The 25,434-nt window shown below is 70.3% G+C and carries 25 protein-coding genes; 10 read left to right on the top strand and 15 right to left on the bottom strand.

Annotation, left to right across the window (positions count from 1 at the left end; translation table 11 throughout):
• Positions 1-28: 28 nt before the first annotated feature.
• From MFF26_RS00300 to MFF26_RS00285, 4 genes are all read right to left on the bottom strand, one after another.
• Complete coding sequence (locus tag MFF26_RS00300; RefSeq protein WP_238307367.1) at positions 29-1,474, bottom strand: UdgX family uracil-DNA binding protein; 1,446 nt, start codon at positions 1,472-1,474, stop codon at positions 29-31.
• A complete protein-coding gene (locus MFF26_RS00295; RefSeq protein ID WP_137830785.1) occupies positions 1,474-2,685 on the bottom strand; it encodes a putative DNA modification/repair radical SAM protein in 1,212 nt (403 codons plus the stop codon). Before MFF26_RS00295 ends, MFF26_RS00300 begins: the two co-directional genes overlap by 1 nt.
• 99 nt (positions 2,686-2,784) lie before the next feature.
• Entirely contained in the window at positions 2,785-3,216 is a 432-nt protein-coding gene (locus tag MFF26_RS00290; RefSeq protein ID WP_137830784.1) for an OsmC family protein, read from the bottom strand.
• 140 nt (positions 3,217-3,356) lie between these two features.
• On the bottom strand, positions 3,357-3,980 hold the full coding sequence (locus tag MFF26_RS00285; protein WP_373324322.1) for a RecX family transcriptional regulator: 624 nt from the start codon (positions 3,978-3,980) through the stop codon (positions 3,357-3,359).
• A 95-nt stretch (positions 3,981-4,075) separates the two neighbouring features.
• Here MFF26_RS00285 and MFF26_RS00280 point away from each other — a divergent pair, with 95 nt between their 5' ends.
• Positions 4,076-5,485: a TAXI family TRAP transporter solute-binding subunit gene (locus tag MFF26_RS00280; RefSeq protein ID WP_137830810.1), complete on the top strand. Its 1,410-nt coding sequence runs from the start codon at positions 4,076-4,078 to the stop codon at positions 5,483-5,485.
• Between the two features lie 88 nt (positions 5,486-5,573).
• Here the strand turns inward: MFF26_RS00280 and gorA are convergent, their stop codons facing one another.
• From gorA to MFF26_RS00255, 5 genes are all read right to left on the bottom strand, one after another.
• A complete protein-coding gene (gorA, locus tag MFF26_RS00275) occupies positions 5,574-6,959 on the bottom strand; it encodes a glutathione-disulfide reductase (RefSeq protein ID WP_137830783.1) in 1,386 nt (461 codons plus the stop codon).
• 7 nt (positions 6,960-6,966) lie between these two features.
• The gene (locus tag MFF26_RS00270; protein ID WP_171015533.1) at positions 6,967-8,118 is read right to left on the bottom strand and encodes an O-antigen ligase family protein; all 1,152 of its coding nucleotides are present in this window, start codon (positions 8,116-8,118) and stop codon (positions 6,967-6,969) included.
• 62 nt (positions 8,119-8,180) lie between these two features.
• A complete protein-coding gene (locus MFF26_RS00265; RefSeq protein WP_137830782.1) occupies positions 8,181-8,753 on the bottom strand; it encodes a DUF2059 domain-containing protein in 573 nt (190 codons plus the stop codon).
• A 47-nt stretch (positions 8,754-8,800) separates the two neighbouring features.
• Complete coding sequence (rpiA, locus tag MFF26_RS00260) at positions 8,801-9,514, bottom strand: ribose-5-phosphate isomerase RpiA (RefSeq protein WP_137830781.1); 714 nt, start codon at positions 9,512-9,514, stop codon at positions 8,801-8,803.
• A 187-nt stretch (positions 9,515-9,701) separates the two neighbouring features.
• Positions 9,702-10,229 carry a hypothetical protein gene (locus MFF26_RS00255; protein ID WP_137830780.1) on the bottom strand — a complete coding sequence of 176 codons (528 nt, stop codon included), beginning with the start codon at positions 10,227-10,229 and terminating at the stop codon, positions 9,702-9,704.
• Between the two features lie 221 nt (positions 10,230-10,450).
• Between MFF26_RS00255 and gph the strand changes: the two genes are divergently transcribed.
• On the top strand, positions 10,451-11,161 hold the full coding sequence (gph, locus tag MFF26_RS00250) for a phosphoglycolate phosphatase (RefSeq protein ID WP_238307366.1): 711 nt from the start codon (positions 10,451-10,453) through the stop codon (positions 11,159-11,161).
• Positions 11,162-11,607: 446 nt separating this feature from the next.
• Positions 11,608-12,183, top strand: coding sequence for a hypothetical protein (locus MFF26_RS00245; RefSeq protein ID WP_137830778.1), 576 nt, complete (start codon positions 11,608-11,610; stop codon positions 12,181-12,183).
• Positions 12,184-12,316: 133 nt separating this feature from the next.
• Here the strand turns inward: MFF26_RS00245 and MFF26_RS00240 are convergent, their stop codons facing one another.
• Positions 12,317-13,558, bottom strand: coding sequence for an argininosuccinate synthase (locus MFF26_RS00240; protein WP_137830777.1), 1,242 nt, complete (start codon positions 13,556-13,558; stop codon positions 12,317-12,319).
• A gap of 223 nt (positions 13,559-13,781) precedes the next feature.
• Between MFF26_RS00240 and MFF26_RS00235 the strand changes: the two genes are divergently transcribed.
• A complete protein-coding gene (locus MFF26_RS00235; protein ID WP_238307365.1) occupies positions 13,782-14,408 on the top strand; it encodes a 2-hydroxychromene-2-carboxylate isomerase in 627 nt (208 codons plus the stop codon).
• Positions 14,409-14,561: 153 nt separating this feature from the next.
• Here MFF26_RS00235 and MFF26_RS00230 read toward each other — a convergent pair whose 3' ends face one another.
• The gene (locus tag MFF26_RS00230) at positions 14,562-15,872 is read right to left on the bottom strand and encodes an MFS transporter (protein ID WP_137829747.1); all 1,311 of its coding nucleotides are present in this window, start codon (positions 15,870-15,872) and stop codon (positions 14,562-14,564) included.
• 143 nt (positions 15,873-16,015) lie between these two features.
• On the opposite strand from MFF26_RS00230, the gene MFF26_RS00225 reads away from it, so the two are divergent.
• A complete protein-coding gene (locus tag MFF26_RS00225; RefSeq protein WP_137829746.1) occupies positions 16,016-16,891 on the top strand; it encodes a dienelactone hydrolase family protein in 876 nt (291 codons plus the stop codon).
• Positions 16,892-17,014: 123 nt separating this feature from the next.
• Here the strand turns inward: MFF26_RS00225 and MFF26_RS00220 are convergent, their stop codons facing one another.
• The 4 genes from MFF26_RS00220 to MFF26_RS00205 all read right to left on the bottom strand — a co-directional run bounded on the left by MFF26_RS00220 (position 17,015) and on the right by MFF26_RS00205 (position 19,635).
• Positions 17,015-18,292 carry an MFS transporter gene (locus MFF26_RS00220; RefSeq protein WP_137829745.1) on the bottom strand — a complete coding sequence of 426 codons (1,278 nt, stop codon included), beginning with the start codon at positions 18,290-18,292 and terminating at the stop codon, positions 17,015-17,017.
• Positions 18,293-18,324: 32 nt separating this feature from the next.
• A complete protein-coding gene (locus tag MFF26_RS00215; protein WP_137829744.1) occupies positions 18,325-18,705 on the bottom strand; it encodes a tautomerase family protein in 381 nt (126 codons plus the stop codon).
• A 13-nt stretch (positions 18,706-18,718) separates the two neighbouring features.
• The gene (locus MFF26_RS00210; protein WP_137829743.1) at positions 18,719-19,144 is read right to left on the bottom strand and encodes a MarR family winged helix-turn-helix transcriptional regulator; all 426 of its coding nucleotides are present in this window, start codon (positions 19,142-19,144) and stop codon (positions 18,719-18,721) included.
• Positions 19,145-19,212: 68 nt separating this feature from the next.
• Positions 19,213-19,635, bottom strand: a complete 423-nt coding sequence (locus tag MFF26_RS00205; protein WP_137829742.1) for a winged helix-turn-helix transcriptional regulator — start codon at positions 19,633-19,635, stop codon at positions 19,213-19,215.
• Positions 19,636-19,739: 104 nt separating this feature from the next.
• Here MFF26_RS00205 and MFF26_RS00200 point away from each other — a divergent pair, with 104 nt between their 5' ends.
• From MFF26_RS00200 to MFF26_RS00180, 5 genes are all read left to right on the top strand, one after another.
• Positions 19,740-20,621, top strand: coding sequence for an SDR family oxidoreductase (locus MFF26_RS00200; protein WP_137829741.1), 882 nt, complete (start codon positions 19,740-19,742; stop codon positions 20,619-20,621).
• Positions 20,622-20,751: 130 nt separating this feature from the next.
• Positions 20,752-21,249 (top strand): 23S rRNA (pseudouridine(1915)-N(3))-methyltransferase RlmH, encoded by a 498-nt coding sequence (gene rlmH, locus MFF26_RS00195; RefSeq protein ID WP_137829740.1) that lies wholly within the window; start codon positions 20,752-20,754, stop codon positions 21,247-21,249.
• Positions 21,246-22,625: a murein hydrolase activator EnvC family protein gene (locus tag MFF26_RS00190; RefSeq protein ID WP_137829739.1), complete on the top strand. Its 1,380-nt coding sequence runs from the start codon at positions 21,246-21,248 to the stop codon at positions 22,623-22,625. The genes rlmH and MFF26_RS00190 overlap by 4 nt, the downstream gene beginning before the upstream one ends.
• Positions 22,625-23,947: a S41 family peptidase gene (locus MFF26_RS00185; RefSeq protein ID WP_137829738.1), complete on the top strand. Its 1,323-nt coding sequence runs from the start codon at positions 22,625-22,627 to the stop codon at positions 23,945-23,947. The genes MFF26_RS00190 and MFF26_RS00185 overlap by 1 nt, the downstream gene beginning before the upstream one ends.
• Before the next feature lie 149 nt (positions 23,948-24,096).
• A complete protein-coding gene (locus tag MFF26_RS00180) occupies positions 24,097-25,329 on the top strand; it encodes a divergent polysaccharide deacetylase family protein (protein ID WP_137829737.1) in 1,233 nt (410 codons plus the stop codon).
• Positions 25,330-25,434 lie beyond the last annotated feature (105 nt).

The raw sequence follows: 25,434 nt of genomic DNA, 5'->3' as shown, positions 1-25,434 counted from the left end.
GCCTTATGCGGGTTGTTCGCCCGGTCGCTCAGGCCGCCAGATCCTGTGCCCGCCGCAGATCGTCGACGAAGGTGCGATAGGCCGCTTCCTTGGCCGCCTCGTCGGGCAGGCGCAGCAGGTAGGACGGGTGCACGGTGATGAACCCGCCATAGGGACGGCCGAACTCCGCCGGCCCGCGGGCGCGGGTGATCGGGATCTGCTTGCCGGTGAGGGCCAGAACCGCCGTGGCGCCGAGCGCCACCACGAGCTTCGGGGCGACGAAATCAAGCTCCCGGTCGAGCCACCAGCGGTAATGGCTCACTTCGCCCGCCGTCGGCTTCTCGTGGATGCGCCGCTTGCCCCGCAGCGTGAACTTGAAATGCTTGACCGCATTCGTGAGGTAGGCCTCCGACCGCTCGATCCCCGCCTCTTCGAGGGCGCGGGAGAGAAGCTGTCCCGCCGGCCCGACGAAGGGCCGGCCCTGCCGATCCTCCTGGTCGCCGGGCTGCTCGCCGACGAAGGCGATGCGCGCGCCGATCGGGCCCTCGCCCAGCACCGCCTGGGTCGCGCCCGGCACCAGCGGCTCCGAGCGGGCGATGATCGCATTCAGGGCCTCCAGCGAATCCGGCTCATCCTGCGCCATTCGCTCCACGGCCCGGACGGGGTCGCGCTTCTCCGGCATCGTCGGTGCCCTCTCGATCATTGCCTGCGCCCGCGCGCCGGCAGCCCGCACCAGCGCGGGAATCGCGGCGGTCTCCGGCATGTTCCGCCAGTACTTGCGGGGCATCTCGGCGCGCATGGCGTCGAGATTGAGCCGCGCCGGGTTGAAGGTGCTCTCGTAATAGTCCCGCCAACCCGCCTCGAATCCATCGCCCTCCGGCACGTCCTCCCGCCGACCCGGCGGTCCGAAGCGCAGGGTGCCGTCCCAGTGAGCGGACGCCTCCGGGGTCAGGATCGACCAGCGCAGGTTGCGGAAGCGATCGACGAAGAAGGGGGCGGCCGCCTCCAGGATGTGATTGTCGGGCTCGAACCAAGCCACGTAGCGCTCGTCCGCCCCCGGCACGCGGCGGAAGCGCAGGAAGGCGTGCATCTTGTGAAGGTCGCGACCGATCGCCTTGCGCATCCGGTGGAGGCGGTGGACCAGCGGATCGCTCGCCACCTCCATGAGGGCCCGCTCGCCCCGCGTCACGCGCCAGAGGAGCGCGTAGAGCAGGCCGTAGCGCTCCGGATCGCGGTGGGGCACCACCATCGGAATCAGATCGGTCACCGCGCGGGGCAGCGCCAGCGGCGGGGCGTCGGCGGGCGCGGCCTCCGCCCCGAACAGGCTGAGGCGCTCGGTCTGCCAGACGACGGCGTCCGGGGCGATACCGGCGGCGATCAGGCGCCGAGCGGCCGTGCGGAAGCCCGGCAGGTCGGCACCCGGGGCGAGGGTGGCGACGTGGATCGCGCCGGCGGACCGTGGCCCCGAGGGACAAGGCTCCGAGAGCTGGTCCATCAGAACAAGCTCAACTGTTCCGCCGGCTCCGCCAGCTTGGTGCGCAGATCCAGCCGATCGGTCAGCGTCGTCGGACGAAAGTCCTCGGCGATCAGGAAGGGCCGCGCCCGCTTGAGCCCGGAGGTCAGCCGGGCCACGTCGTCGAGGCGTAGGCGCCCGTGGCGGCGCGCCTTGATGATGGCCTCCACCGCCCGGGCCCCCAGCCCCGGCACCCGGAGCAGCATGGTCTTGTCGGCCCGGTTCACGTCGACGGGGAAGAGATGGCGGTTCTTGAGCGCCCAAGCGAGCTTGGGATCGATGTCGAGGGCGAACATCCCGTCATCGGCCGCATTCGCCACGTCGTCGGGGGAGAACTCGTAGTACCGGATCAGCCAATCGGCCTGATAGAGCCGATGCTCGCGCCGGAGCGGCGGGGCCTGCGGCGGCAGGGCCGACGAGGCGTCCGGGATCGGGCTGAAGGCGGAGTAGTAGACGCGTTTGAGATTGTAGCTGCCGTAGAGGAGCGCGCTCTTGCGGATCAGCGCCTCGTCGGTGGTGGCATCCGCCCCGACGATCACCTGAGTCGATTGCCCGGCCGGGGAGAAGCGGCGCTTCTCCTCCCTCGCCTGAACGATGCGCTCGCCGATCTGCCCCATCGCGCTCTCGATCGCCGCCCCGTCCTTCTCGGGGGCGAGGCGGATCAGGCTCGCCTCGGTGGGCAGTTCGAGGTTGATCGACAGCCGGTCGGCGTAGAGTCCGGCCTCCTCGATCAGCCAGGGGCTCGCCTCGGGGATCGACTTGAGATGGATATAGCCGCGAAAACCGTGCTCGCGCCGCAGCTTCTTGGCGACGCGGGTCAGCATCTCCATCGTGTAGTCGGGCGAGCGGATGATGCCGGATGAGAGGAACAGCCCCTCGATATAGTTGCGCTTGTAAAACTCGACCGTGAGGGTCACGACCTCTTCCACCGAGAAGCGGGCGCGCGCGACGTTCGAGGAGCGCCGGTTGACGCAATAGGCGCAGTCGAACAGGCAGTAATTCGTCAGCAGGATCTTCAGCAGCGAAACGCAGCGCCCGTCCGGGGTATAAGCGTGGCAGATGCCCGCCCCCGTGGTCGAACCGAGGCCGTCGGCGCCGGCCTTGCGCTTGGGCGCGCCCGACGACGCGCAGGAGGCGTCGTACTTGGCGGCATCCGCGAGGATGCGCAGCTTGCGCGCGAGTTTCTCATCCATCGAACGGAAGATGAACACGTCCGCGTGAGGATCAATGCGGCGCGTTGCCTTTCGCACCGGAAAACGGCTTCCCCGGCGGACCGGGGAAGCCGAGGCGGCTCAGCCCTGGCTGAGGGTCTTGTCGAGGGTGATCTCGGCGTTCAGGAGCTTCGAGATCGGGCAGCCCTTCTCGGCATTGCCGGCGAGTTCGTCGAACTTCGCCTGATCGATGCCGGGGATCACGGCCTTCAGGGTGAGGGCGGATTTCGTCACCTTGAAGCCGTCGCCATCCGGCACGAGCGTGACCACCGCCTTGGTGTCGAGGGAGGTCGCCTTGAGGCCGGCCGACTGGAGCTGGAAGGCCAGAGCCATGGTGAAGCAACCGGCATGGGCCGCCGCGATCAGCTCCTCGGGATTGGTGCCCGGCTCGTTCTCGAAACGGGTGTTGAAACCGTAGGGATTGTCCGAGAGCACGCCCGACTGGGTCGTGATCTTGCCCTTGCCGGTCTTGCCGTCGCCCTCCCAGTGGGCGCTCGCGTGGCGGTCGGTCATGCCTGTCGTCCTTGGTCGTTGTGCGGGCCTCCCCGCGTCGGGGGCGAGGTGGGGCGATATCTCCGGAAGTCGAGGGTTTTCGGCACCTCCCACGAGAGGCCGTGGAGGGATCGCGGGCGCCCCGCCGTCGCCGGTCGGTCCTACAGGTCCTCGTCCGCGTCCCCACCGATGACGTCGCGCGCGAGCGGGTAGGGGAAGCCGGCCCGTGCCATGGCGGCGAGATCGCGCTCCCGGTTCGCCTCCCGTGCCCCCGGCGGACGATGGGGGCCGAGGCGGCGGCGGCGGGCATAGGCCAAGGCCGCCTTCCGCTCGGTGTCGGCCTCCTCGTCCGCCCCCGTCTCGACCCGATCCTCGGCCTCCTGCCGCTCGTCGGCGATGGCGGCGGCGATCGTGTCGGCGTCGATGCCCTTCTCGGAGAGCTTCGCCCGCGCCTGCCGGGTCGATGTGCCGCGCCGCCGCAGGCGCGCGAGGCGGGCGGCGGCGAAGCGCGCGTCATCGATGAGGCCGGCCCGTTGAGCCCGCGCCACCATCTCCTCGATCAGCCCGGCATGGGCGTCGGCCGATTCGTCGCGGGATCGGCAGCGCCGTTCGACCCGGCGGGCCAGCACCCGGCGCAGCATTTCCGAGGAGGCGCCGTACCGGTCGAGGTAGTGCAGCGCCACGCGCTCCAGCCACGCGGCACTGACCGGCGGCTCGGGTCTTGCCTCCCGCTCGGCCGGTCGTCCCTCGCCGTGACGATTGCGTGAACCCTTCGCCCCGATCATCCGTTCTTCACGTTCCCGCCAGGTTTTCGACCCATGATTTTCCGATGGATCGCTCTGGAATGCGAGGGCTCCGCCTGCGGGCGGCGGCCGTCCTGATGCGGCGCGAGTGGCTGTTCGTGCTGCTCGCCCTGGGCTTCGCGGCCGTCGCCGGCCTCGTCGTCACGCTCTCACGCCCCACCGTTCTCGCCGTCGCCGTCGGGCCGCGCGACGGCGCCGAGGCCGCCCTGATCGAGGCTTATGCCAAGGCGCTCGTGCGCAATCACGAAGACGTCCGGTTGCAGGTGACCGCCCATGACGACGTGCGCGACAGTGCCGTCGCCCTGCAGAAGAACCACGCGGACCTCGCCGTGGTTCGTCCCGACGTGCTCTTGCCCGACAACGGGCTGACGCTCGCCATCCTGCACGACGAGGCACTGGTCGTCGCCGCCCCCGAAGCGGCCGAGATCGAGAGCTTTTCCGATCTGTCCACGCGCCGCCTCGGTGTGGTGGTGCGCCACGACGCCGACCTGTCCTTCGTCACGAACCTCCTCGACTTCTACGATTTCAAGCGCGCGGGCGAGGCCGAGCTCGCGGCGGCGGAGCCGCTCGCCGCCGGCCGCGTCGGGCTCGTGCCGCTCAAGGCGACGGAGGTGACCCAGGCGCTCGAGACCAAGCGGGTCGATGCCGTCGCCGTGATCGCGAGTCCCACCGCCAAGGCGACCCTCGGCATGCTGCGTGCCGTCGAAGCGGCCTCGGCGGATCGCAAGATCGCCCTCGTCGGCGTACCGGACGGCAAGGCGATCACCCAGCGCCTGCCGGAACTGCAGACGGTGACGCTCTCGGCGGGGACCTTCGGCGGTCGGCCCAAGCGCCCGGAAGAGGATGTCGAGACGGTCGGCGTGTCCTATCGCCTCATGGCGCGGGGCGCGGTGAGCCGCGTCGCCGTGGCCTCGGTGGTGCAGCACCTGTTCGAGTGGCGCTCGCGGCTCGCGGCGGTCGCCCCGATCGCCAACGCGATGAAGGCGCCCGACTACGACACCACCGTCACGGCGACCAGCGCGCGTCTGCCCAACCACCCCGGCGCGGTCGATTATTTCGAGCGCGAGCAGCAGACCTTCCTCGATCGCTACGAGGATTGGATCTACCTCTTCGCCTTCTTCGGCGGCACCCTCGGTTCGGGTGTGGCGTGGCTGGGCCAGCGTCTCGCCCGCAAACGCCGCGAACGGATCGACGTGGTGCTCGACCGCCTGCTCGACATTCTGGCCGAGGCCCGCGAGGCCCGCACGGTCGAGGTCCTGGACGCGCTGACCCGCGAGATGGACTCCCTCATCGCCGACGTGGTCCGCCAAGCCCGCGAGCGCGTCATCGACAGCCGGATGATCTCGGCGCTCATCCTCGCCATCGACGCGGTGAACGGTGCGCTGGACGACGGGCGGCGCATGCTCGATCCGGCGAGCGCGGCGGTCGGTGGAGCCCGCTCCCGCACCGCGCGGCTGCTGTCCCTGAGCATGCCCGCGGCGGAGTAGCATCCGGGCGTCGGATCGAAGCGCCTGTCGCGGATCCCGTAAGCAGGGACGCCTATCGGGTTTGGGAAAGGGCCGGACTGGGCCTCGCCTAGCCCACGCCGACCGGATGCTTGACCACGAACGGCGTGCGCATCGTGACCAATTCCTCGCCGAGGGTCGGATGCACCGCGATGGTGCGGTCGAAATCGGCCTTGGTGGCCCCCATGGTCACGGCGATGCCCACCGCCTGGATGATCTCGCCGGCATCCGGCCCCATCACGTGGACGCCGACCACGCGGTCGCTGGCGCGCTCGACGATCACCTTCATGATGACGCGCTCGTTGCGCCCGGACAGCGTGGCCTTCATCGGCCGGAAGCTCGCCTTGTAGACGTCGATCTCGCCGTAGCAGCGCCGTGCCACGTCCTCGTTGTGACCGATCACGCCGATTTCCGGCGTCGAGAACACGGCGGTGGCGATCAGGCGGTGATCGACGCACCAGGGCTTGTTGCCGAACACGGTATCGGCGAAGGCGTGGCCCTCACGGATCGCGATGGGCGTCAGCGCGGCCCGCCCCGTCACGTCGCCGACGGCGTAGATCGAGGGCACGCTGGTGCGGGAATCCGCCTCCACCGGAATGGCGCCGCGGTCATCGAGGGCGATGCCCACCCGTTCGAGGCCGAGCCCCTCGACATTCGGACGGCGGCCGGTCGCCACCAGCACGCAATCGACGTCGAGTTGCTCGCCGTCGTTCAGGGTCGCGCGGATCGCGGATCCGGCGCGCTCCAGCCGTTCGACGGTGCGGCCGAGGCGCAGATCCATGCGCTCCGCATAGGCCTCGCCGAGCGCCCCCGCGATCTCGGGATCGAAGCCGCGCAGCAGGGTTTGGCCGCGATGGAGCAGGGTGGTCTTGGTGCCGAGCCCGGCGAAGACGCCCGCGAATTCCACGGCGATGTATCCGCCGCCGACCACGAGGATGCGCTCGGGCTGGGTTTCCAGTTCGAAGACGCCGTTCGAATCGATGGCGAGTTCCGCCCCGGGGATCAGCGGCTCGTGGATCGGACGCGCACCCACCGCGATCAGGATGAACTTCGCCCGCACCCGACGGCCGGAGCCGGTGAGGCGCACCGTGTGCGGATCCTCGATCACCGCGCGCTCGGGCACCACCTCGACGCCCGATCCGGCGAGGTTGCGCCCGTAGATGCCCTCCAGCCGGGCGACCTCGGCGTCGCGGGACGCCTTCAGCGCCGCCCAGTCGAAGCGCGGCGGCTCGATGTGCCAGCCGAACCCGGCGGCATCCGCGAACTCGTCGGTGAAGCGCCCGGCATAGACCATCAGCTTCTTCGGCACGCAGCCGCGGATCACGCAGGTGCCGCCGACGCGGTATTCCTCCGCCAGCATGACCTTGGCGCCGTGGCCGGCGGCGATCCGCGCCGCGCGCACGCCGCCGGAACCCCCGCCGATCACGAACAGGTCGACGTCGAAGCCTTCGCTCATCGCATTCTCACTCGTTCGATGCCGGCCGAGCCGTGACGGCCATGCGCAGCCACGCCAGGGCGGCGCCGCATCCGGCGGTCCACCAAGCCTGCCACGCTCCGTGCTCGACGAACATCACCGCCACCGCCGCGCCGAGCAGGCCCAGGGCCACGGCGAACAGGCCGCGCGGCAGGGTCGCCGCCGCTCTCAAGGCCAGAAACGCCACTAGCGCCCCCAGGATCGCGCCGACGAGGCCGAGTTCCGCCCAGATCTGGAGGAAGCTGTTGTGGGGATGACCCAGCATCATCATCCGCTGCATCTCCGGCCCGACCGTCGCGGCGGCCGGCACCGCGTCGAAGCGGGGAGCGGTGCCGTAGCCAGAGCCGAAGATGGGCGCCTGCGCCACCGCCGCGCCGAAGCTCTGCGCGACCGTGACGCGGATCCGCGACGAACTCTGCGTCAGCCGATCATGCGCCGCGTCCGGCATGAAATGAACGAGGATATCGCCCTCGACCGGTGCCAGGGCGAAGGCGAGGGCGAGCACCAGGGCGGCGATCGACAGGCCGACCCGCTTCGGCGTCAACCGGGCGAGGACGAACAGGCCGAGCCCGGCGAGCAGGCCCAGGGCCGCCGCGCCGCTGATCGAGCGCAGGATCGCCAAGGCCGAGACCACCAGCAGGGCGAGGGCGGCGATGCGATGCCCCCGCAGCATCAACAGGGCGGCCAGCGGCCCGGCCAGCAGCACGGTCGTCAGCAGGGGTCGGTTGAACATGAACAGGGCCGCCCGCTGCCCCAGCGCCTCCTGCAATGCCAGGTCGGTGGCGAGGCTCGCCACGATGAACAGGCAGGCGATGGCGAGGCCTGCGGCGGCGAGTAGGGGCCCCCAACCCGGCATCCGGCCCGGCGCGAGGCGGACCAGCAGGTAGGCGCAGAGAACCGCCGAGGCAAATTCCGAGAATGCCCGCGCCGACAGGCCGGGGAAGGGACTCCAGGCGAAGGTGACGAGGCTCCAGCCCAGGAAGGCCAGGATGGCGAGCCCGAGGGGCGCGGTCAGCGGGCGTAGGATCTGGCCGAAGGCGTCCGCGCCGCGCTCGGCCACCGCGCCCGCGAGGAACAGGCTCGCGGCGATCCCGATCACCAGCGGGCTCGATCGGTTGGCGAGCGCCATGGCCACGGGCATCAGCGCCAGCGCCACGGTCCCGGCGGCGTCGAACCGCGCGGCGACTCCCGGCCGTCCGATCCTCACTGGAGCGAGTGGCCGCGCTTGCCCATCTCGGCCCGGGTGCGGACCATGATGTATTCCGAGACCTCCTGGGTCCAATCCTGCATGGCACCGACCATGTCGTCGAGGATCGGCGGCTGGGTCTCGACGTAACGCTTGCCCGCGGGCGAGCGGAAGAAGACGATGATATCCTTCAATTCAGCTTCGGTCAGGCGCTTGGCATAGATGCGCGCCGCGATCTCGATCAGCCGGTTCTTCTGCAGGGTCATCTCGGGCTCGAGGCCTTTCAGCACCTCGTCGAGATCCTTGCCCAGGTCGGGCCGGGTGACCGCATTCTTGCGGATCTGATCCGCCATGGTCGGAATGATCGAATCGAACGAGCGGCTGATCCCCGAGCTCATCATGACTTCGCGGGCGAGGGCGAGATGGGAGGGGGTGATCTCGGGCTCCGCCGGGGTTTGCGGCGCGGGGGTGCCAGGTTTGGCGGTCGGCTTCTGAGTGGGCGCCGGGGGCTTGGCGGCTTGCGCGAGGGCGGCCTGCGGCGCGCCCATTGCGAGGAGGAGGCCGGCCATGACGGCAAGACGGGGCAGCATGCGGAAAAAGCTCCGAAATGGGCGACGGACGGGAGCCGCCGGAAGAATCACGAACGACCGAGGACGGTGACGACGGCCTGCGTGCCGGAGGCCTCGGCGAGGAAGGCGGTGTCGGCGATGCCGAGGAATAGACCGTGCTCGACCACGCCGGGCACCGCCCAGAGTCGGGCCGAGAGGCCTTCCGGATCGGGGATGCGGCCCAGATGCGCGTCGAGGAGGGCATGGCCTCCATCGGTGAGGAGGGGCGCGCCCGCGGCATCCAGCCGACGGGTGATCCGCTTGCCCGCGCAGCCGCTCTCGGCCAGCGCCGCCTCGACCGCGCGCCAAGTCGCGCCCAGGCCGAAGACGTTGACCTCGATCGGCAGGGGGAAGGCCCCGAGCGTCTCGACCCGCTTGGCCGCGTCGGCGATCACCACCATGCGGCGGCTCGCCACGGCGACGATCTTCTCGCGCAGCAGCGCCGCGCCGCCGCCCTTGATGAGCCGCAGCTGACCGTCGCACTCGTCGGCGCCGTCGATGGTGAGGTCGAGTTCCGGGAGCTCGTCGAGGGTCGCCAGCCGGATGCCCTCGCGCTCGCAGGCGATCCGCGTCGCCTCCGAGGTCGGCACGCCGATCACGTCGAGGCCCGCGCGCACCCGGTCGCCCAGCAAGGCGATGAAGGCGGCGGCGGTGCTGCCGGTGCCGATGCCCAGCCGCATGCCGGGCTCGACGAGGGCAAGGGCGCGTTCGGCCGCGGCCCGGCGCAGATCGGGCGCGCTCACGGGGTCATCTCCGGGATCGGCTGCGGGTGCGTCATGGGCGGATCGGTCCCGGTTGGCTGCAAGGACGGGCAGGCCCCTAGCATGCCTCCCCGTCGCGGCAAAAGCCGGACGAGAGGCGGTGCGAGCCTGCGTCGCTCCCGTGAGGGGGATGCCGCGCGAGTCCCGCGCCGCCGCCTGTGTCCGCGGTTCAGGGCCGGCCCTGGCCGCCGCTCTGTCCACCCTGGGGCGGCGTGGCGCTCGGGCCGGCGCGGCCGGGGGCGGGGCCGGTCGCCGCCGCCCCCGCGCCGCTCGCGGTGCCGGCGGGCGGCGGGCCGGCCTGTTCGGTGCACACCACCAGCTCCTGGCGGATCTGCACGTAGCAGGCGCTCATGGTCCCGGTGCGGAGGTTGACCCGGTAGATGCCGGATTCGCGGGCATGACGGGAGGCGATCAGCCCGTACTCGCCCGGCGCCTGCGGCCCGGCACCTTCTCCCGCCGCGAAGCAGAGGGTGACGCCGACGCTGTCGTCGCGCAGGCCGTACTGGCAGGAGGTTACCTCGCCGGTGGCGCGGTCGATCCGATAGATCCGGTTGAGATCGACCGCCGGTGCGGCGACGAACTCGTAGGAGCCGGCGGCGCGCGCGCTGCCGGAGCCGCAGGCGAGTGCGGCGAAGAGGGCGCAGCCCGCGAGGCGGGCGGGGGAAAGGGCCGGATGGGGGCGTTGGGCCAGGGTCATGGACGATGCCGGGGTGAGGAGCGGGGATTACGGGGACAAGTCGCGGCGCGATACGACACCATCAGGCGCCGGATCCATGGCGGAGCTTGGGCGGGAGCGTGAAACGGGGGGCGGCAGGAACGCAACAGAAGCGCGCGCGCTAACGCTCGGTCAACCGCTGGGGTTGATCGTTGGGGAGACGACAGCTAGCCAGCTTGACAGTGTTTGGATCCGGGACGCCGATGACCGTTCTTCCTCCCATCGCGGTGTTCGATCTCGACGGGACGCTCGCCGAGACCGCGGGCGACCTCGTCGGCACCCTCAACGTGATCCTCGCCCGCGAGGGCCATGCGCCCTTGCCGCTGGAACAGGCCCGCGACCTCCTGGGCGCCGGCGCCCGTGCCCTGATCCAGCGGGGCTTCGCCGTGGCCGGGGCGACCCTCAGCCCGGAGCGACTGGAAACCCTGTTCGAGGCGTTCCTGGAGCATTACGGCGCGCATCTGACCGACAATTCCACCCTCTTCCCCGGCGTCGTCGCGGCGCTCGACCGGCTGGAGGCCGAGGGCTTCGTGCTCGCCGTCTGCACCAACAAGGTCGAGGCGCATGCCGTGGCCCTGCTGGCGGAACTCGGCGTGCGGGCGCGCTTCCCGGTCATCGTCGGCAAGGACACCTTCGCCTTCTCCAAGCCCGATCCGCGCCACATCACCGCGACGATCGCCCGAGCCGGCGGCGATCCGACCCGCGCCGTGATGGTCGGCGATTCCCGCGCCGACGTCGCCGCCGCCCAGGCGGCCGGCATCCCGGTGGTGGGTGTCACCTTCGGTTACACCCCGGTGCCGATGCGCGAGCTGCAGCCCGATTGGGTGATCGAGCATTTCGACGAATTGGCGGACGCGGTCGCCGCGCTGGTGCCCCATGCCTTTCGCCACGCGGTGGTGAAGCCGGCGGCCTGAGAGCCTGATCGACTGGCTCTGGCCTTATCAATCCTCTCATCCGAGGTGATCAGCCTTCGCCCGAGCACCTTGGGGTGAGGAAGAGAATTGGAATCGTCGCGGCCTCAGGTCGGTTCGATTTCGACGAGACAGGTCAAACAGGCCCTCGCACACGCCGAGTTTCCGCAGCCGTTTCTTCGGGGCGCGGCGGACCGGCCTGCGTTTCGGTCGCGATGACCATGCCCATTTCATGCAAGCGAGATCCCGATCGCGATGTGCGGCATCTCGGGGACCATCGCGCCTGTGCTGGCCGGCAGCCGGCGATGCCGGCGGCAGCTTCTGCGAGACGGTTCGGCATCGCTTTCTAATGCGCCTGCGATGCCGTGTCGGTGCCGCTCCGCTTGCACCGGGCCGATGGCTGCGCCACTGAACCGGGGCCGGGAGTTCCCGGCGGCGCGAGAGGCATGATGAGCGACCCGACCCCCTTCGAGCTGACGCTGGAGCGCATCGCGCTGATCCGGCGCATGGTCGTTGCCTGGAACGCGGCCGGCGAGGGCGCGCCGATCATCCATCCGGACGCGCCCTATGGCAGCTTGGATCGCGACGACGACATCTTCAACGTCACCGGGGACGACGAGGGGGCCGAGGAAGAGCACCGGGCGATGGGCGACGCGCTGGCGGTGTTCCTGCAGCACGCCGTGCTGAAGCCCGGGCGCTACCAGTATCACAATCCCCTAGCGAAGCTGTCCTCGACGGCCGTCTCCGACGTGTTCCGCGACGGCGAGACCGGCGAGACGCCCGAGCACATCACCTTCGAGGTGACGCCGGCTCACCTCGCCCTGATCCCGCGCCTTCAGGTCCGGTGGGACATCGAGGCCGATGGGCCCGCCATCGATCCCGCGCAGCCCTACGGCGCCGGGGTAGAGCCGGAATCCGAGCGGCTGCACCGCGAGATGCAGCCGGCGATGCAGATTTTTCTGCGCTACGGCGATCTCGCGCCGGGCTTCTTTCGGAAGGGCGCGGCGGGCTGGGAGACAGCCTGAACGCTGGTTCTGCGACGCACCCCGTCACGCCGCACCTCCGCCGTCGACCCCGAAACAATCCGGGTCCCGCTTCGCGGGCCCGGAACGGCGGCGGAATGCCGGATGCGGACGACCAGCCCCGGGCCGACGCCCGTCAGCCCTCGCGCTTCTTGCGCTGCGCCAGGGTGCGCAGCCGCAGGGCGTTGAGCTTGATGAAGCCCGCCGCGTCGCGGTGATCGTAGGCCACGGCGCCTTCCTCGAAGGTGACGAGATCCTGGTCGTAGAGCGAGTGCGGGCTTGTCCGGCCGATCACGTGGACGCCGCCCTTGTAGAGCTTCAAGCGCACCGTGCCGGTAACCTTCTCCTGGCTCTTGTCGATCAGCGCCTGGAGCATCTCGCGCTCCGGCGAGAACCAGAAGCCGTTATAGATCAGCTCCGCGTATTGCGGCATCAGCTGATCCTTGAGATGGGCCGCGCCGCGATCCAGCGTGATCGACTCGATGGCACGGTGGGCCGGCAGCAGGATGGTGCCGCCGGGCGTCTCGTACATGCCCCGGCTCTTCATGCCGACAAATCGGTTCTCGACGAGATCCAAGCGGCCGATGCCGTTGGCCCGTCCCAGCTCGTTGAGCTTGGCGAGCAGGCTCGCGGGCGACAGGGCCTCTCCGTCGATGGAGACGGCGTCACCGCGCTCGAAACCGATAGAGATGACGGTGGGCTGATCCGGCGCCTCCTCCGGCGAGAGGGTGCGGGAATAGACGTAGTCCGGCACTTCCACGGCCGGATCCTCCAGCACCTTGCCCTCGGACGAGGCGTGCAGGAGATTGGCATCGACCGAGAACGGGCTCTCGCCGCGCTTGTCCTTGGCGATCGGGATCTGATGCTGCTCGGCGAAGGCGATGAGCTGCTCGCGCGAGCGCAGGTCCCACTCGCGCCAGGGGGCGATCACCGTCACGTCGGGCTTCAGCGCGTAGTAGCCGAGTTCGAACCGGACCTGATCGTTGCCCTTGCCGGTGGCGCCGTGACAGACCGCGTCCGCCCCCACGCGCTCGGCGATCTCGATCTGCTTCTTGGCGATGAGGGGGCGGGCGATCGAGGTTCCGAGCAGGTAGACGCCCTCGTAGACGGCGTTGGCCCGGAACATCGGGAAGACGTAGTCGCGGACGAATTCCTCGCGCAGGTCCTCGATAAAAATGTTTTCCGGCTTGATGCCCAGGAGCTCGGCCTTGCGCCGCGCGGGCTCCAGCTCCTCACCCTGGCCGAGATCGGCCGTGAAGGTCACGACCTCGCAGCCGTAGGTCGTCTGCAACCACTTGAGAATGATGGAGGTATCGAGGCCGCCCGAATAGGCGAGCACGACCTTCCTGACGGCTTTGTTCGGGCTGGCGTCGGACATGGGCGGTGGCTCTGGAGAGGGATCTGGCGCGTGGGCCAGGCTGATCTGCGGCTTAACAGCAGGCCGGATCGCCGCGCAACCGCGCGAGCGCTGCCCGGTTGTCCGGCTGCGGCCCGCCTTGCGCAGCGACGCCGCATCTTTTGGTGTCGTGGTTGCGCGATCGCGCCTTGCGGATGGGCGATCCCGGAACGACGATGCGGACATCCGGTAGGAGACACGCTGAATGACGCGGCGGCCGACCCTGGAGTTCTGGTACGAGTTCGCCTCGACCTATTCCTACCTTGCGGCCATGCGGATCGACGCGCTGGCGGAATCCGCGGGCGTCGCGATCCGCTGGCGGCCGTTCCTGCTCGGGCCGATCTTCGCGTCGCAGGGGTGGACCAACTCGCCGTTCAACCTCTACCCGGCCAAGGGCCGCAACATGTGGCGCGACGTCGACCGCGAGGCGGCCCGGTTCGGCCTACCGCCGGTCACGCGCCCCAACCCGTTTCCGCAGAATTCGCTCTCGGCGACCCGTGCGGCGATCTACGGTGCCGATCACGATTGGCTGGTGCCCTTCTCGAAGGCGGTGTTCGAGGCCTGCTACGCCCGAGGCGAGTCGATCGCCGAGCCGGCGGCGGTGGCCAAAGTCCTCGACCGCATCGGGCTCGACGGGACGGCGATCCTCCGGGCCGCCTCATCGGAGGCGAACAAGGGCCGCCTCAAGGTCGCGGGCGAGGAGGCCCGCTCCCGCGGCATCTACGGCGCGCCGAGCTTCCTGGCCGAGGATGGCGAGCTGTTCTGGGGCAACGATCGACTGGAACAGGCGCTGGCCTGGGCCGCGGGCGACCGGCCCGCGGGGCTGCGGTAATCATCGGCGTCTCCCATCGATCCTCCTCATCCTGAGGCGCCCGCCTTGGCGGGCCTCGAAGGAGGTCTCCAGGGATCGCCGAGACGTCTGGAACCCGCTCACGCGGCATGTCGGGATGGGGGAATCGGGTGGGCGGGAGGAGCCGGCAGCTCCTTAGCCCCTCTTCAAGTCGCGCCCCCGCGTCTCCGGCAGCAGCAGGGCCGCCACCGTGCCGACGAGGCTGAAGGCGGCCAGGTAATAGGCCGGCATCATCCGGTCGCCGGTCGTCGCGATCAGCCAGTTGACGAGATAGTTCGTGCTCCCCCCGAACAGCGAGACCGATACCGCGTAGACGATCGACAGGCCGGCCGAACGCACGGCGCGGGGGAGCGATTCGGGAATCGCCACAATGATCGCCGCCGCATTGATCGAGGAAAGCGCCGAGAGCAGGAAGGTGACGGCGTAGACGGCGGGCGCCCCCGGCTCGCGCAACAGCCACCAGAATGCCGGCACGGCGAGGAGCAGGATCAGGGCGCGGGGCCAGATCAGCACCGGTCGCCGTCCGTAGCGGTCGGCGAGCCAGCCGCCGAGCAGGGGGAAGGCGACCGAGGCGAGGCCGAGCGCGATCGGCACGGCGTTGGCGGCCGTCTCGGAGAGGCCGAGGGTCGCACCGGCATAGACCGGCATGTTGGTACCGATGGCGTTCGAGACCGTCGAGGCGGCGATCACCAGGAAGGTGAGCCCCAGCAGCCGCCCGTGCTCGCGCAGGAGCCGCATCACCACCGCGCCGGTCGAGGCGGCGGCATTCGGATCGTGATCCGCCCCCGCCGTCTCGGGCAGGTGGCTACGGATCACCAGACCGACCGGCACCACGAGGAGGCCGAGGCCGAACATCACCCGCCAGCCCCAATCCGCCATCGCGGCATCGCCCAGGACGAGGGTGAGGCCGGTGGCGAAGACGCCCGCGAACAGGGCGGCGCAGCCCTGGCTCGCGATCTGCCAACTCGCCACGAAGCCGCGGCTTTCCGGCGGGGCGGCCTCGACCAGATAGGCGGTCGAGGGCCCCACCTCGCCGCCCAGGGCCAGCCCCTGGATCAGGCGCCCGGCGATGACGATCACCTGCGCCCAGCCGCCGAGCACCGCCGTGCCGGGACAGGCGGCCAGCATCAGCATGCCGACCGCCATGAGGCCGATGGTGAGCAGCATGGCCGGCTTGCGGCCCGCCCGGTCGGCGAAGGCGCCGATCAGCACGCCGCCCACCGGGCGCATGACGTAGCCGATGCCGAACAGGGCGAGCGAGGCGAGCAGGCTGTCCGTGGCGCTGCCCCCGGGAAAGAACGCGTCGCCGATCGCCTTGGCGAAGAAGGCGTAGATCGTGAAATCGTAGAATTCGAGGGCGTTGCCCAGCACCACGGCGCCGACCGCCTTGCGGTCCAGGCGAGGGGGCGTCGTCTCCGCCGGGGTTGCGGTGTCGTGGACGTTCATTCCGGTCCCTGATCTCGCTGATGCCGAGGCATAGGCGGCCGGGGCTTCAAGCGGGACGGCCCCGCGCCTGTTCCCGCAGCCCGGCCCCGCAGGTAGAACGGGCCGGCCGTTCCGCGACCGGGCGGCGATGCGGGACAGGCGCCATGCAGGACGAAACCCGACACGATCGCGCGAGCGAGGCCGCCGAGCCCGGTCGCCGCACCTTCCTCAAGACGAGTTTGGGCGCGGGCTTCGCGCTCGCGGTGCAGCCGGTCTCGGCCGCGACGGTGACGACGCCGACCGATGGCCTGACCGCGGGCGAGGTGAAGGTGCCCTCGCTCGGCGTCGAGATCCCGGCCTATCGGGCGATGCCCGCCTCGGGCGGGCCGTTCCCGGTCATGCTCGTGATCCAGGAAATCTTCGGCGTCCACGAATACATCAAGGACGTGTGCCGGCGCTTCGCCAAGCTCGGCTACTACGCCATCGCCCCCGACCTGTTCGCCCGCCAGGGCGACGCCACCAAGGCCGACATCCCGACGATCCGCACACAGATCGTGCCGAAGGTTCCGGACGCCCAGGTGATGAGCGATCTCGACGCCACCACCGCCTTCGCCGCGGCGAGCGGCGCGGCGGACGTGGCGCGGCTCGGCATTACCGGCTTCTGCTGGGGCGGCCGCATCGTCTGGCTCTACGCCGCGCACACCGACAGGCCCAAGGCGGGCGCCGCCTTCTACGGCATCCTCGGCGGCGCGGCCTCGCCGCCCTCGGAATTGAAGCCGCGCAATCCCGTCGACGTGGCGGGCGCGCTCAAGGCGCCGGTGCTCGGCCTCTACGCGGGCAAGGACGACAACATTCCGATGCCGATCATCGACCAGATGCAGGCGGAACTGAAGGCGGCGGGCAGCCCCTCGCGCATCGAGGTGTTCCCCGACGTCCCGCACGGCTTCCACGCCGATTACCGACCGACCTACCGCGAGGACGCCGCGACCGAGGCCTGGGCCAAGGCGCAGGCGTGGTTCAAGGCGAACGGGGTCGGATAGGGCGGTTCGAACGCCCCTTCGGGCCGCTTCTCAAAAGCGCGCCCCCATTCGGAGATGCCCCTTGCCCCAAGCGTGGGGCCTCGAAGGAGGCGGAAGCGGGGAGCGTCTCGCGCGCCGTCGATGTCAGGCGGCCGCCGGAACCGCCACCCGCGGCCGCGTTCCGATGAACAGGGCCATCATCGCGGCAGCGAGGCAGAGGAGCCCCGCCGAGACGAAGGCGGAGAAATAGTCGCCGGTGCCGGTGCGGACCGCGCCCGCGGCCCAGGCAGCGCTCGCCGCGCCGACTTGGTGGGCGGCGGCGATCCAGCCGAACATCAGCGCGGCGTTCTCCTCTCCGAAGACCTTGCCCGCCAAGCTCACGGTCGGCGGCACGGTGGCGATCCAGTCGAGGCCGTAGAACACGGCGAACAGGGACAGGCCGTAGACGCTCAGATCGAAGGAATAGGGCAGGAACATCAGCGAGAGGCCGCGCAGGCCGTAATACCAAGCCAGCAGCCGGCGCGGGTCGTATCGATCGGTCAGCCAACCTGAGGCGGTGGTGCCGACGAGGTCGCACAGGCCCATCAGCGCCAACACGCTGGCCGCCGTCACCGCCGGGATGCCATGGTCGTTGCAGGCCGGGATCAGGTGGGTGCCGATGAGGCCGTTGGTCGAGGCGCCGCAGATGAAGAAGGTGCCCGACAGGAGCCAGAAGTCCCGTGAGCGCAGCCCCGTGGCGAGACCCTGCAGCGCGCGCCGGGCCGGATTGATCCCACCCCGCGGTGCAGGCTGGATCGCGGTCTCGCCGAAGCGGGCCAGGCCGAGATCGGCCGGGCGGTCGCGCATCAGCCACGCGACCAGAGGCACCAGGGCGAGCGCGGCGAGCGCGACCGTGAGCGCCGCCACCCGCCAACCCTGATCGACGGAGAGGTGGGCGAGAACGGGTAGGAAGACGAGCTGGCCGGTGGCGGCACTCGCGGTCAGCAATCCGACCACGAGGCCGCGATGGCGCCCGAACCAGCGCGACGCGACCGTGGCGCCGAGCACGTTCGCCACCATGCCGGTGCCCGCCCCCACCACGAGGCCCCACAGCAGCACCATCTGCCAGACCTGCTGCATGAACACGGTCGCGGCGGTGCCGGCCGCCAGCACGACCAGCGTCGTGCAGACCGCGCGGCGCAGGCCGAACCGCTCGATGATCGCCACCGCAAAGGGCCCGATCATTCCGTAGAGGAAGATGTTGAGGGCGATGCCCCCGCTGATCGTCGCCGTGCTCCAGCCGAATTCCCGCTCCCACGGCACGATCAGCACGCCCGGCGTCGCCCGCACCCCCGCGCCGACCAAGAGGACGAGGAAGGTCACGCCCGCGACGATCCAACCGTAATGCAGGCGCGCGGGTGCCGAAGATGGGGAGGGCGGCATGGGCTCGGTCCGATGGTCCGGAAGGAGGGCGGTCAGGCGTATTGCGCCTCGCCGTTGCCGAAGGACCAGTTCTCCTTCGGCACCTCGACGAGCTGGATGAGCACGTCTTCCCGGCGCAGGCCCACGCGTTCGTGCAGACCGTCGGCCACGGCCTTGTAGAAGGCCTTCTTCAGCTCGACGCTGCGCCCGGCATTGAGGGTCACCTGGATCATCAGGGCGTCGCCGCTGCGCGCGATCCCGAGATAGGTCGGGTCGATGACGAGGCCGCCCGGCGCATGCTCGGTGATGACCTGGAAGCGGTCGTTCTCCGGCACGTTCAGCGTCGTGCGCATGGCCTCGTAGACCACGTCGCCGACACTGTGCCGGTATTCCGGGCTCTTGCCCTGGGGCAGGTCGATGCGAACGAGCGGCATGGCGGGGCTCCGGTCAGTCGGTTTGCGCGGAATCGAGGCGGGCGAGCCGGCTGGCGAGGTCGGCGACGGCCGCGGGTGGAAAGGCGGTCTCGACGCGCGCCTGCGCCGCCCGCCACAGGGGCAAGGCGGCGGCGAGGGCTGCGCGGCCCGCCTCGGTCAGGGCGGCGACGCGCTCGCGCTGGTCGGCGGCGTTGACGGTCAGCCGCACGAGGCCCCGTCGCTCCAGCGGATCGAGGTTGCGGCCCATGGTCGAGCGGTCGAGGGCCGCTTCCGCCGCGAGGCGCGTCACGCCCACCGGCCCGAGCCGTTCGAGGATGCGCAGGATCGAGAATTGGGTGATTCGCAGCGAGGCCGGCTGCAGGGCCGCGTCGTAGGCGGCGGTGACCGCGCGGGTGACGCGGCGCAGGTTCGCGCACAGGCAGGGCGAGTCGGCAGCCATGAAGCGGGTATATACCCATTTCTCTCGGCCGCAAGGCGCGGCGCGATCCTGGCCGTGAGGGGTGAAGGCTAAACCGCCGAGGGGAGCGCGTCGTAGCGGACCCGTGCCTCGCGGATCGCGGGATGCGCCTGCTCGGCCCAAGCGACCAGGGCCGCCACCGGCACCAGCAGCGACCGTCCCAATTCGGAAAGCCGGTACTCCACGCTCGGCGGCTTGGTCGGGAAGACGTGGCGCGTGATGAAACCGTCGCGCTCCAGATTGCGCAGGGTCTGCGTCAACATCCGCTTCGAGATGTCCGGGACGGCTCGGGCAAGGCCGTTGAAGCGCTGCGGCCCACAAGCCAACGCGATCAGAACCAGGGTCGTCCACTTGTCGCCCAGATGGTCGAGGACATCTCGAACCGGACACCCCTCGGCGCCGCAAGCATGCATCTGCCACGTGGCGAACTGCGCCGCCAGCGCGGCCCCGGCGGTGGCGCTGTGATCGCTCATCAATCGGTTCCCCCGAGGTTACCTTGTCCCCGAAAGGTGCCTCCTTACGGTGTTTCCCGGTCTCAAATAAGAACCTTGTTCTCCTAAGAGACCGGAGTACATCCATGTCATCCACGTCCCCCACCGTGTTCGTCACCGCCGCCGGCGGTCAGCTCGGCCGCCGGACCGTAACGGCGCTGCTGGAGCGGATCGCGCCCGATCGCGTGATCGCCGGCCTGCGAAACCTCGATTCCGAGGCGGCCGCCCAGTTTCGCGCCCGCGGCGTCGCCGTCCGCCTCGCCGATTACGACCGGCCGGACACGCTCGCGGCGGCGTTCGAGGGAATCGACCGCCTCCTGCTGATCTCCTCGAACGAGATCGGGCAGCGGGTGCAACAGCACGGCAACGCCATCGAAGCGGCGCGCGGGGCGGGCATCGGTATGCTTGCCTATACGAGCGTCCTGCGGGCCGACAGGTCGTCCCTTGCTCCGGCCGAGGAGCACCGGCAGACGGAGCGAATCCTGCGGGAATCCGGTCTCCCGCACGTTCTGCTGCGCAACGGCTGGTACAGCGAGAATTACACGGCCTCGATCCCGAGTGCCCTGACCCATCAGGCCCTCATCGGCAGTGCGGGCACGGGTCGGATCGCCGCCGCCGCCCGCGCGGATTACGCCGAGGCTGCGGCCGTCGTGCTGACCGATGCGGGCCAGGGGACGGCAGAGATCTACGAATTGGCGGGCGACGAAGCCTTCACCCTGGCCGATTTCGCCGCCGAAATCGCCCGGGCCTCCGGACGCCCCATTGCCTATCGCGACCTGCCGGAGGCGGCGTATCGCGACATTCTGCTCGGGGCGGGCCTGCCCGCGCCGCTCGCCGCCCTCATCGCTGGTTCGGACGCCGCCGCCGCCGAGGGCGCCCTCTTCGATGATGGCCATGCCCTCTCCCGGTTGATCGGACGGCCGACCACGCCGTTCGCCGCGAGCATCGAAAAGGCCCTGGCTGGCTGAACCGCGACGGCGGGGACGTTATCGGGGGGGGTTCGCAGGTGCGGGACGCCGGCTACGGATCGTGCTATCGGCCCGCTCGTCGCGAGTTCCTTCGCGAAGTCTCTCGTGGCTCCTCGGACGGCCCCCTCCCTTGCGCCTCCTCGTCGTCGCCGTCGGTCGTCTGAAGAACGGGCCGGAGCGGGATCTCACCGCTCGTTACCGGGAGCGCGCCGCCGCGCTCGGCCGGGGGCTCGGCGTCACGGCCTGCGATCTGACCGAGATCCCAGAATCCCGTGCCCGCCGCGCCGCCGACCGGGTGGCCGAGGAAGCCGATGCGATCCTCGCCCTGGTGCCGGGGGACGCCGCGCTGATCGCCTGCGACGAGCGCGGACGCTCCGACTGGCCGAGCGAGCGGATCGCCGCCCGGATCGGCGCGTGGCGCGATGCGGGTCGACCCGCTCTCGCCTTCGTGATCGGCGGGGCGGACGGGCTGCACGAGCGCGTGCGGGCCCGGTCCGACCATATTCTCGCCTTCGGAGCGGCGACACTGCCCCACGGACTGGTGCGCGTGCTCGTGCTGGAGCAAGCCTATCGGACCCTCACCATCCTGGCGGGCCATCCCTATCACCGCGGCGATCCCGACGCATGAGGCATTTCCGGACGAGGGCGGCGCTCCTCCTGGCCGGCTGGGTCGCTGCCGGTCTGCCGGCATGGGCGCAGGAGGCCGGGCCAGGAAACGGGCAAGGCGCCGGGCAAGGCAGCGGAAATGCCGACGCCATGCGTCAGGCTCAGGAGGAGCGCGACCGTCGGGCGCAGAATCTCAAGCAGATCGAGGATGCGCTGGCCGCGAGTGCCGGCAGTCGCGCCGCTTTGGAAGCCGAGATCGCGACGATCGGCTCGGACCGGGCCAAGCTCAGTACGGCGCTGCTCGATGCCGGCCGGCAGGCCCAGGCGACCGAGGATCGGCTGAACCGGCTGGAAGAGCGCCTGCGCTCGCTCACCGACAGCGACGCGGCGATCCGCAAGTCGCTCAATTCGCGCCGGGCCGTCATTGCCGAGATTCTGGCCGCGCTCCAGCGCATGGGCCGGCGCCCGCCGCCGGCGGTTCTGGTGCGGCCGGAGGACGTCTTGGTGGCGATCCGCACCTCGATGCTGCTGGGCGCCGTGGTGCCCGAGCTGCGCGGCGAAGCCGAGACGCTGGCCGGTGACCTTGCCGAGCTGGTCCGGGTGCGGGGCCTCATCGCGGCCGATCGCGAGGCCCTGCGGAAGGATCTCGCTGGCTGGGCCTCGGAGCGCCAACGCCTCGACGCGCTGGTCGCCGCCCGGCGCGCCCGGCAGGTGCAGATCGAGAGCGACCTCACGCAGGAGCGGCGCAAGAGCACCGAACTCGGCACCCAGGCCAAGACCCTGAAGGATCTCGTCGACCGGATGGAGAACGAGCTGTCCGCCGCCCGCCGTGCCTCCGACGAGGCGCGGGCGGCGGAGGAGCGGGAGCAGCGCAAGACGCAGGAGAAATTCGCGGCGGCCAGCGCCCGCGATCCCGCCAAGCTCGCTCCCAAGGTGAAATTCGCCGATGCCCGCGGCGATCTGCCCAGGCCCGTCAGCGGGACGCTGGTGCGCGGCTTCGGCCAACCGGACGGACAGAGCGGAACCACCCGCGGCATCTCGCTGCGGACGCGGCCGAAGGCCGTCGTCTCCGCACCGGCGGACGGCTGGGTGTCCTTTGCCGGCCCGTTCCGCTCCTACGGCCGTCTCTTGATCATCAACGCGGGCGACGGCTACTATCTCTTGTTGGCGGGCATGGACCAGATCAACGTCGAAGTCGGCCAGTTCGTACTGGCAGGCGAGCCGGTGGCTGCCATGGGCGAGGGCGGCGGCCCCGCTGGCGTGTCGCAGGCGAGTGCGTCACAGAGGGACGATGATCGGAACGATCCCGTCCTGTACGTCGAGTTCAGGAAAGACGGCGGCTCCATCGATCCGGAGCCGTGGTGGGCGAGAAGTTCCAGCGAGAAGGTTCGCGGATAATGCGCAAAGTGTCCCTCGTGTTGCTCGGCGCCGCCCTCGGGATCGGTGCCTCGGCTCTGTCGACCCAGACGCAATTGCTGTCGGGCACGAGCGCGGTCGCGGCCTCCGCCGAGACCTACCGGCAGCTCAGCCTGTTCGGCGACGTGTTCGAGAAGGTGCGGACCGACTATGTCGAGAAGCCCGAGGAGTCGAAGCTGATCGAGTCGGCGGTCAACGGCATGCTGACCTCGCTCGACCCGCATTCGAGCTACATGGACGCCAAGGCGTTCCGTGACATGCAGACCACCACCAAGGGCGAGTTCGGCGGCCTCGGCATCGAGGTCACGATGGAGGACGGCCTGATCAAGGTCGTCTCGCCCATCGACGACACCCCGGCCTCGAAGGCGGGTCTGCTGGCCAACGACATCATCACCCAGATCGACGACGATCAGGTCCAGGGTCTCACCCTGAACCAGGCGGTCGACAAGATGCGTGGGCCGGTGAACTCGCCGGTGCGGCTCAAGATTAGCCGCAAGGAAGCCAAGGATCCGATCGACGTCACGCTCAACCGCGACATCATCAAGATCCGGCCCGTGCGCTCGAAGGTCGAGGGCGGCGATATCGGCTATGTGCGCCTGACCCAGTTCAACGAGCAGACCTTCGAGGGTCTCAAGACCGCGATCGACAAGCTCCAGACCGAGATCGGCAACGACAAGCTGAAGGGCTACGTCGTCGATCTTCGCAACAATCCCGGCGGTCTGCTCGACCAGGCCGTGATGGTCTCCGACGCCTTCCTCGATCGCGGTGAGATCGTCTCGACCCGCGGCCGCAACCCGGACGAGACCCAGCGCTTCTCGGCCAAGGCGGGCGATCTCGCCAAGGGCAAGCCGATCGTCGTGCTGGTCAATGGCGGTGCGGCCTCGGCCTCCGAGATCGTGGCCGGCGCCCTCCAGGATCACAAGCGCGCGACCATCATGGGCACGCGCTCCTTCGGCAAGGGCTCGGTCCAGTCAATCATCCCGCTCGGCGGCCAGGGCGCCCTGCGCCTCACCACCGCGCGCTACTACACGCCGTCCGGCCGCTCGATCCAGGCGAAGGGGATCGAGCCGGATCAGGAGGTGCTGCAGGACGTGCCCGACGATCTGAAGGGCAAGGACGAGACCAAGGGTGAGGCCGGCCTGAAGGGCCACCTCAAGCAGAAGGACACCGAGGAGCGCGGTGGTTCTTCGGCCTACATCCCGCCGGACCCGGCCAAGGACAAGCAGCTCATCGCCGCGGTCGACTTCCTGCACGGCATCCAGAAGGGTGCGGCCAACGTGACGAAGCCGGCGACCCAGAACTGATTTTTCGCAACCCGGCCGCGCGGTCGCGGCCGGGATTAGCGAAAGATTAACCATGACGGCCCGCAATGCCGGCTCCAACCGGCGCTGCGGGCCGTTTTCGTATCGCGCCCCGTGCCGGTTCTGCGAAAGGTCGCCAGAGGCGAGAGCGGGTGAGCGAGTCGGCCGACGATATCCTGACGAAGCCCCTCGGGGTCGGGGTCAAGGCCGGGGCGAAGACCGGTGGTCTGCGCCGCCTCCCGCGCCCGACGGCCGCGCACGCGGCGGGTGCGGCCTGCATCGCCCTCGCCCTGCTGGCCGGGAGCGTGGCACTTCTCGGCGATCCGCGGGGCGGCGAGCCCCGCGCCAGCGCCGTCATCGAGCGGCGCGAGCCCGCCGCACCGCCCGTCGTGAAGGTCGCCCCGCAGCAGGTGGCCGAGGCGGCTGCGAAGCCGGCGGATTCTCCTCAATCCGCCCAGGAGGTCGAGCAGGCCTCGGGCGTCAGCGTGTTCCGGCCGGCCGGTGCGACGGCCCCCGATGCGCCGGTCATCATCCGCGTGCCGAACGCGACCCAGATCCGCCTGAACCCCGCCCCCGATCCGCGCCTGACCGAGCGCGGGCGCAACGGACCGCTGCCGAAGATCGGTGAAGGCAAGATCCGTCCCCTCGACGTCTATGCCCGCCCGGAAGAGCCGGGCCAGGGGCCGCGGATCGCCATCCTGGTCTCGGGGCTCGGGATCGGACACACGGCCACGATGAGCGCCATCGCCCGGCTCCCGGCGGCGGTGAGCCTCGCCTTCTCGCCCTATGGCAGCGATCTCGAGAAGGCGGCATCGCGGGCCCGCGAGGCCGGACACGAGATCCTGGTCCAGCTGCCGATGGAGCCGTTCGACTATCCCGACAGCGATCCCGGGCCGCAGACCCTGCTCGCCGGCTCCCGCCCCGCCGAGAATCTCGACCGGACGAGTTGGGTGCTGAGCCGGTTCCCCGGCATCGTCGGCGTGGTCAATCTGATGGGCGCGAAGTTCGCGGGCGAGACCGGCGCGCTCGAGCCCGTGCTGAAGGAGCTTGCCGGGCGCGGCCTCGGCTTCGTCGATGACGGCACCGCGCAGCGCGCCCTCGTCGCGGGGTCGGCCGCCAAGGCGAAGCTTCCGGCAGCCCGTGCCGAGATCGTGATCGACGCCATCGCCCGGCCGGAGGCCATCGATGCGGAACTCGCCCGCCTCGAAGCCCTCGCCCGCCAGAAGGGCTTCGTGCTGGCCTCGGGCAGTGCCGCCCAGCTCACCATCGACCGGCTGTCGCGCTGGACCCGCGACCTCGAAGCCCGCGGCGTGCGGCTGGTGCCGGTCAGCGCGGTCCTGCGGCAGGCCCCGGCCGCCGGAGAGCTGTCGAGCGCGTCTCCCTGAAATCGGGCCGCCGGCCTCGTGCTCTCCATCTCCTGAGCGGGATCCCGGCCACCGGACATCAGGTCGGCGTTGCCGCTGGCGCGCGCGCCGTCCTATGGTCGCGCC

The sequence above is a fragment of the Methylorubrum suomiense genome (genome assembly GCF_022179765.1).
In the GTDB taxonomy this organism is placed as follows: Bacteria; Pseudomonadota; Alphaproteobacteria; order Rhizobiales; family Beijerinckiaceae; genus Methylobacterium; species Methylobacterium suomiense.
This window is presented reverse-complemented; position numbering and strand designations above follow the sequence as displayed.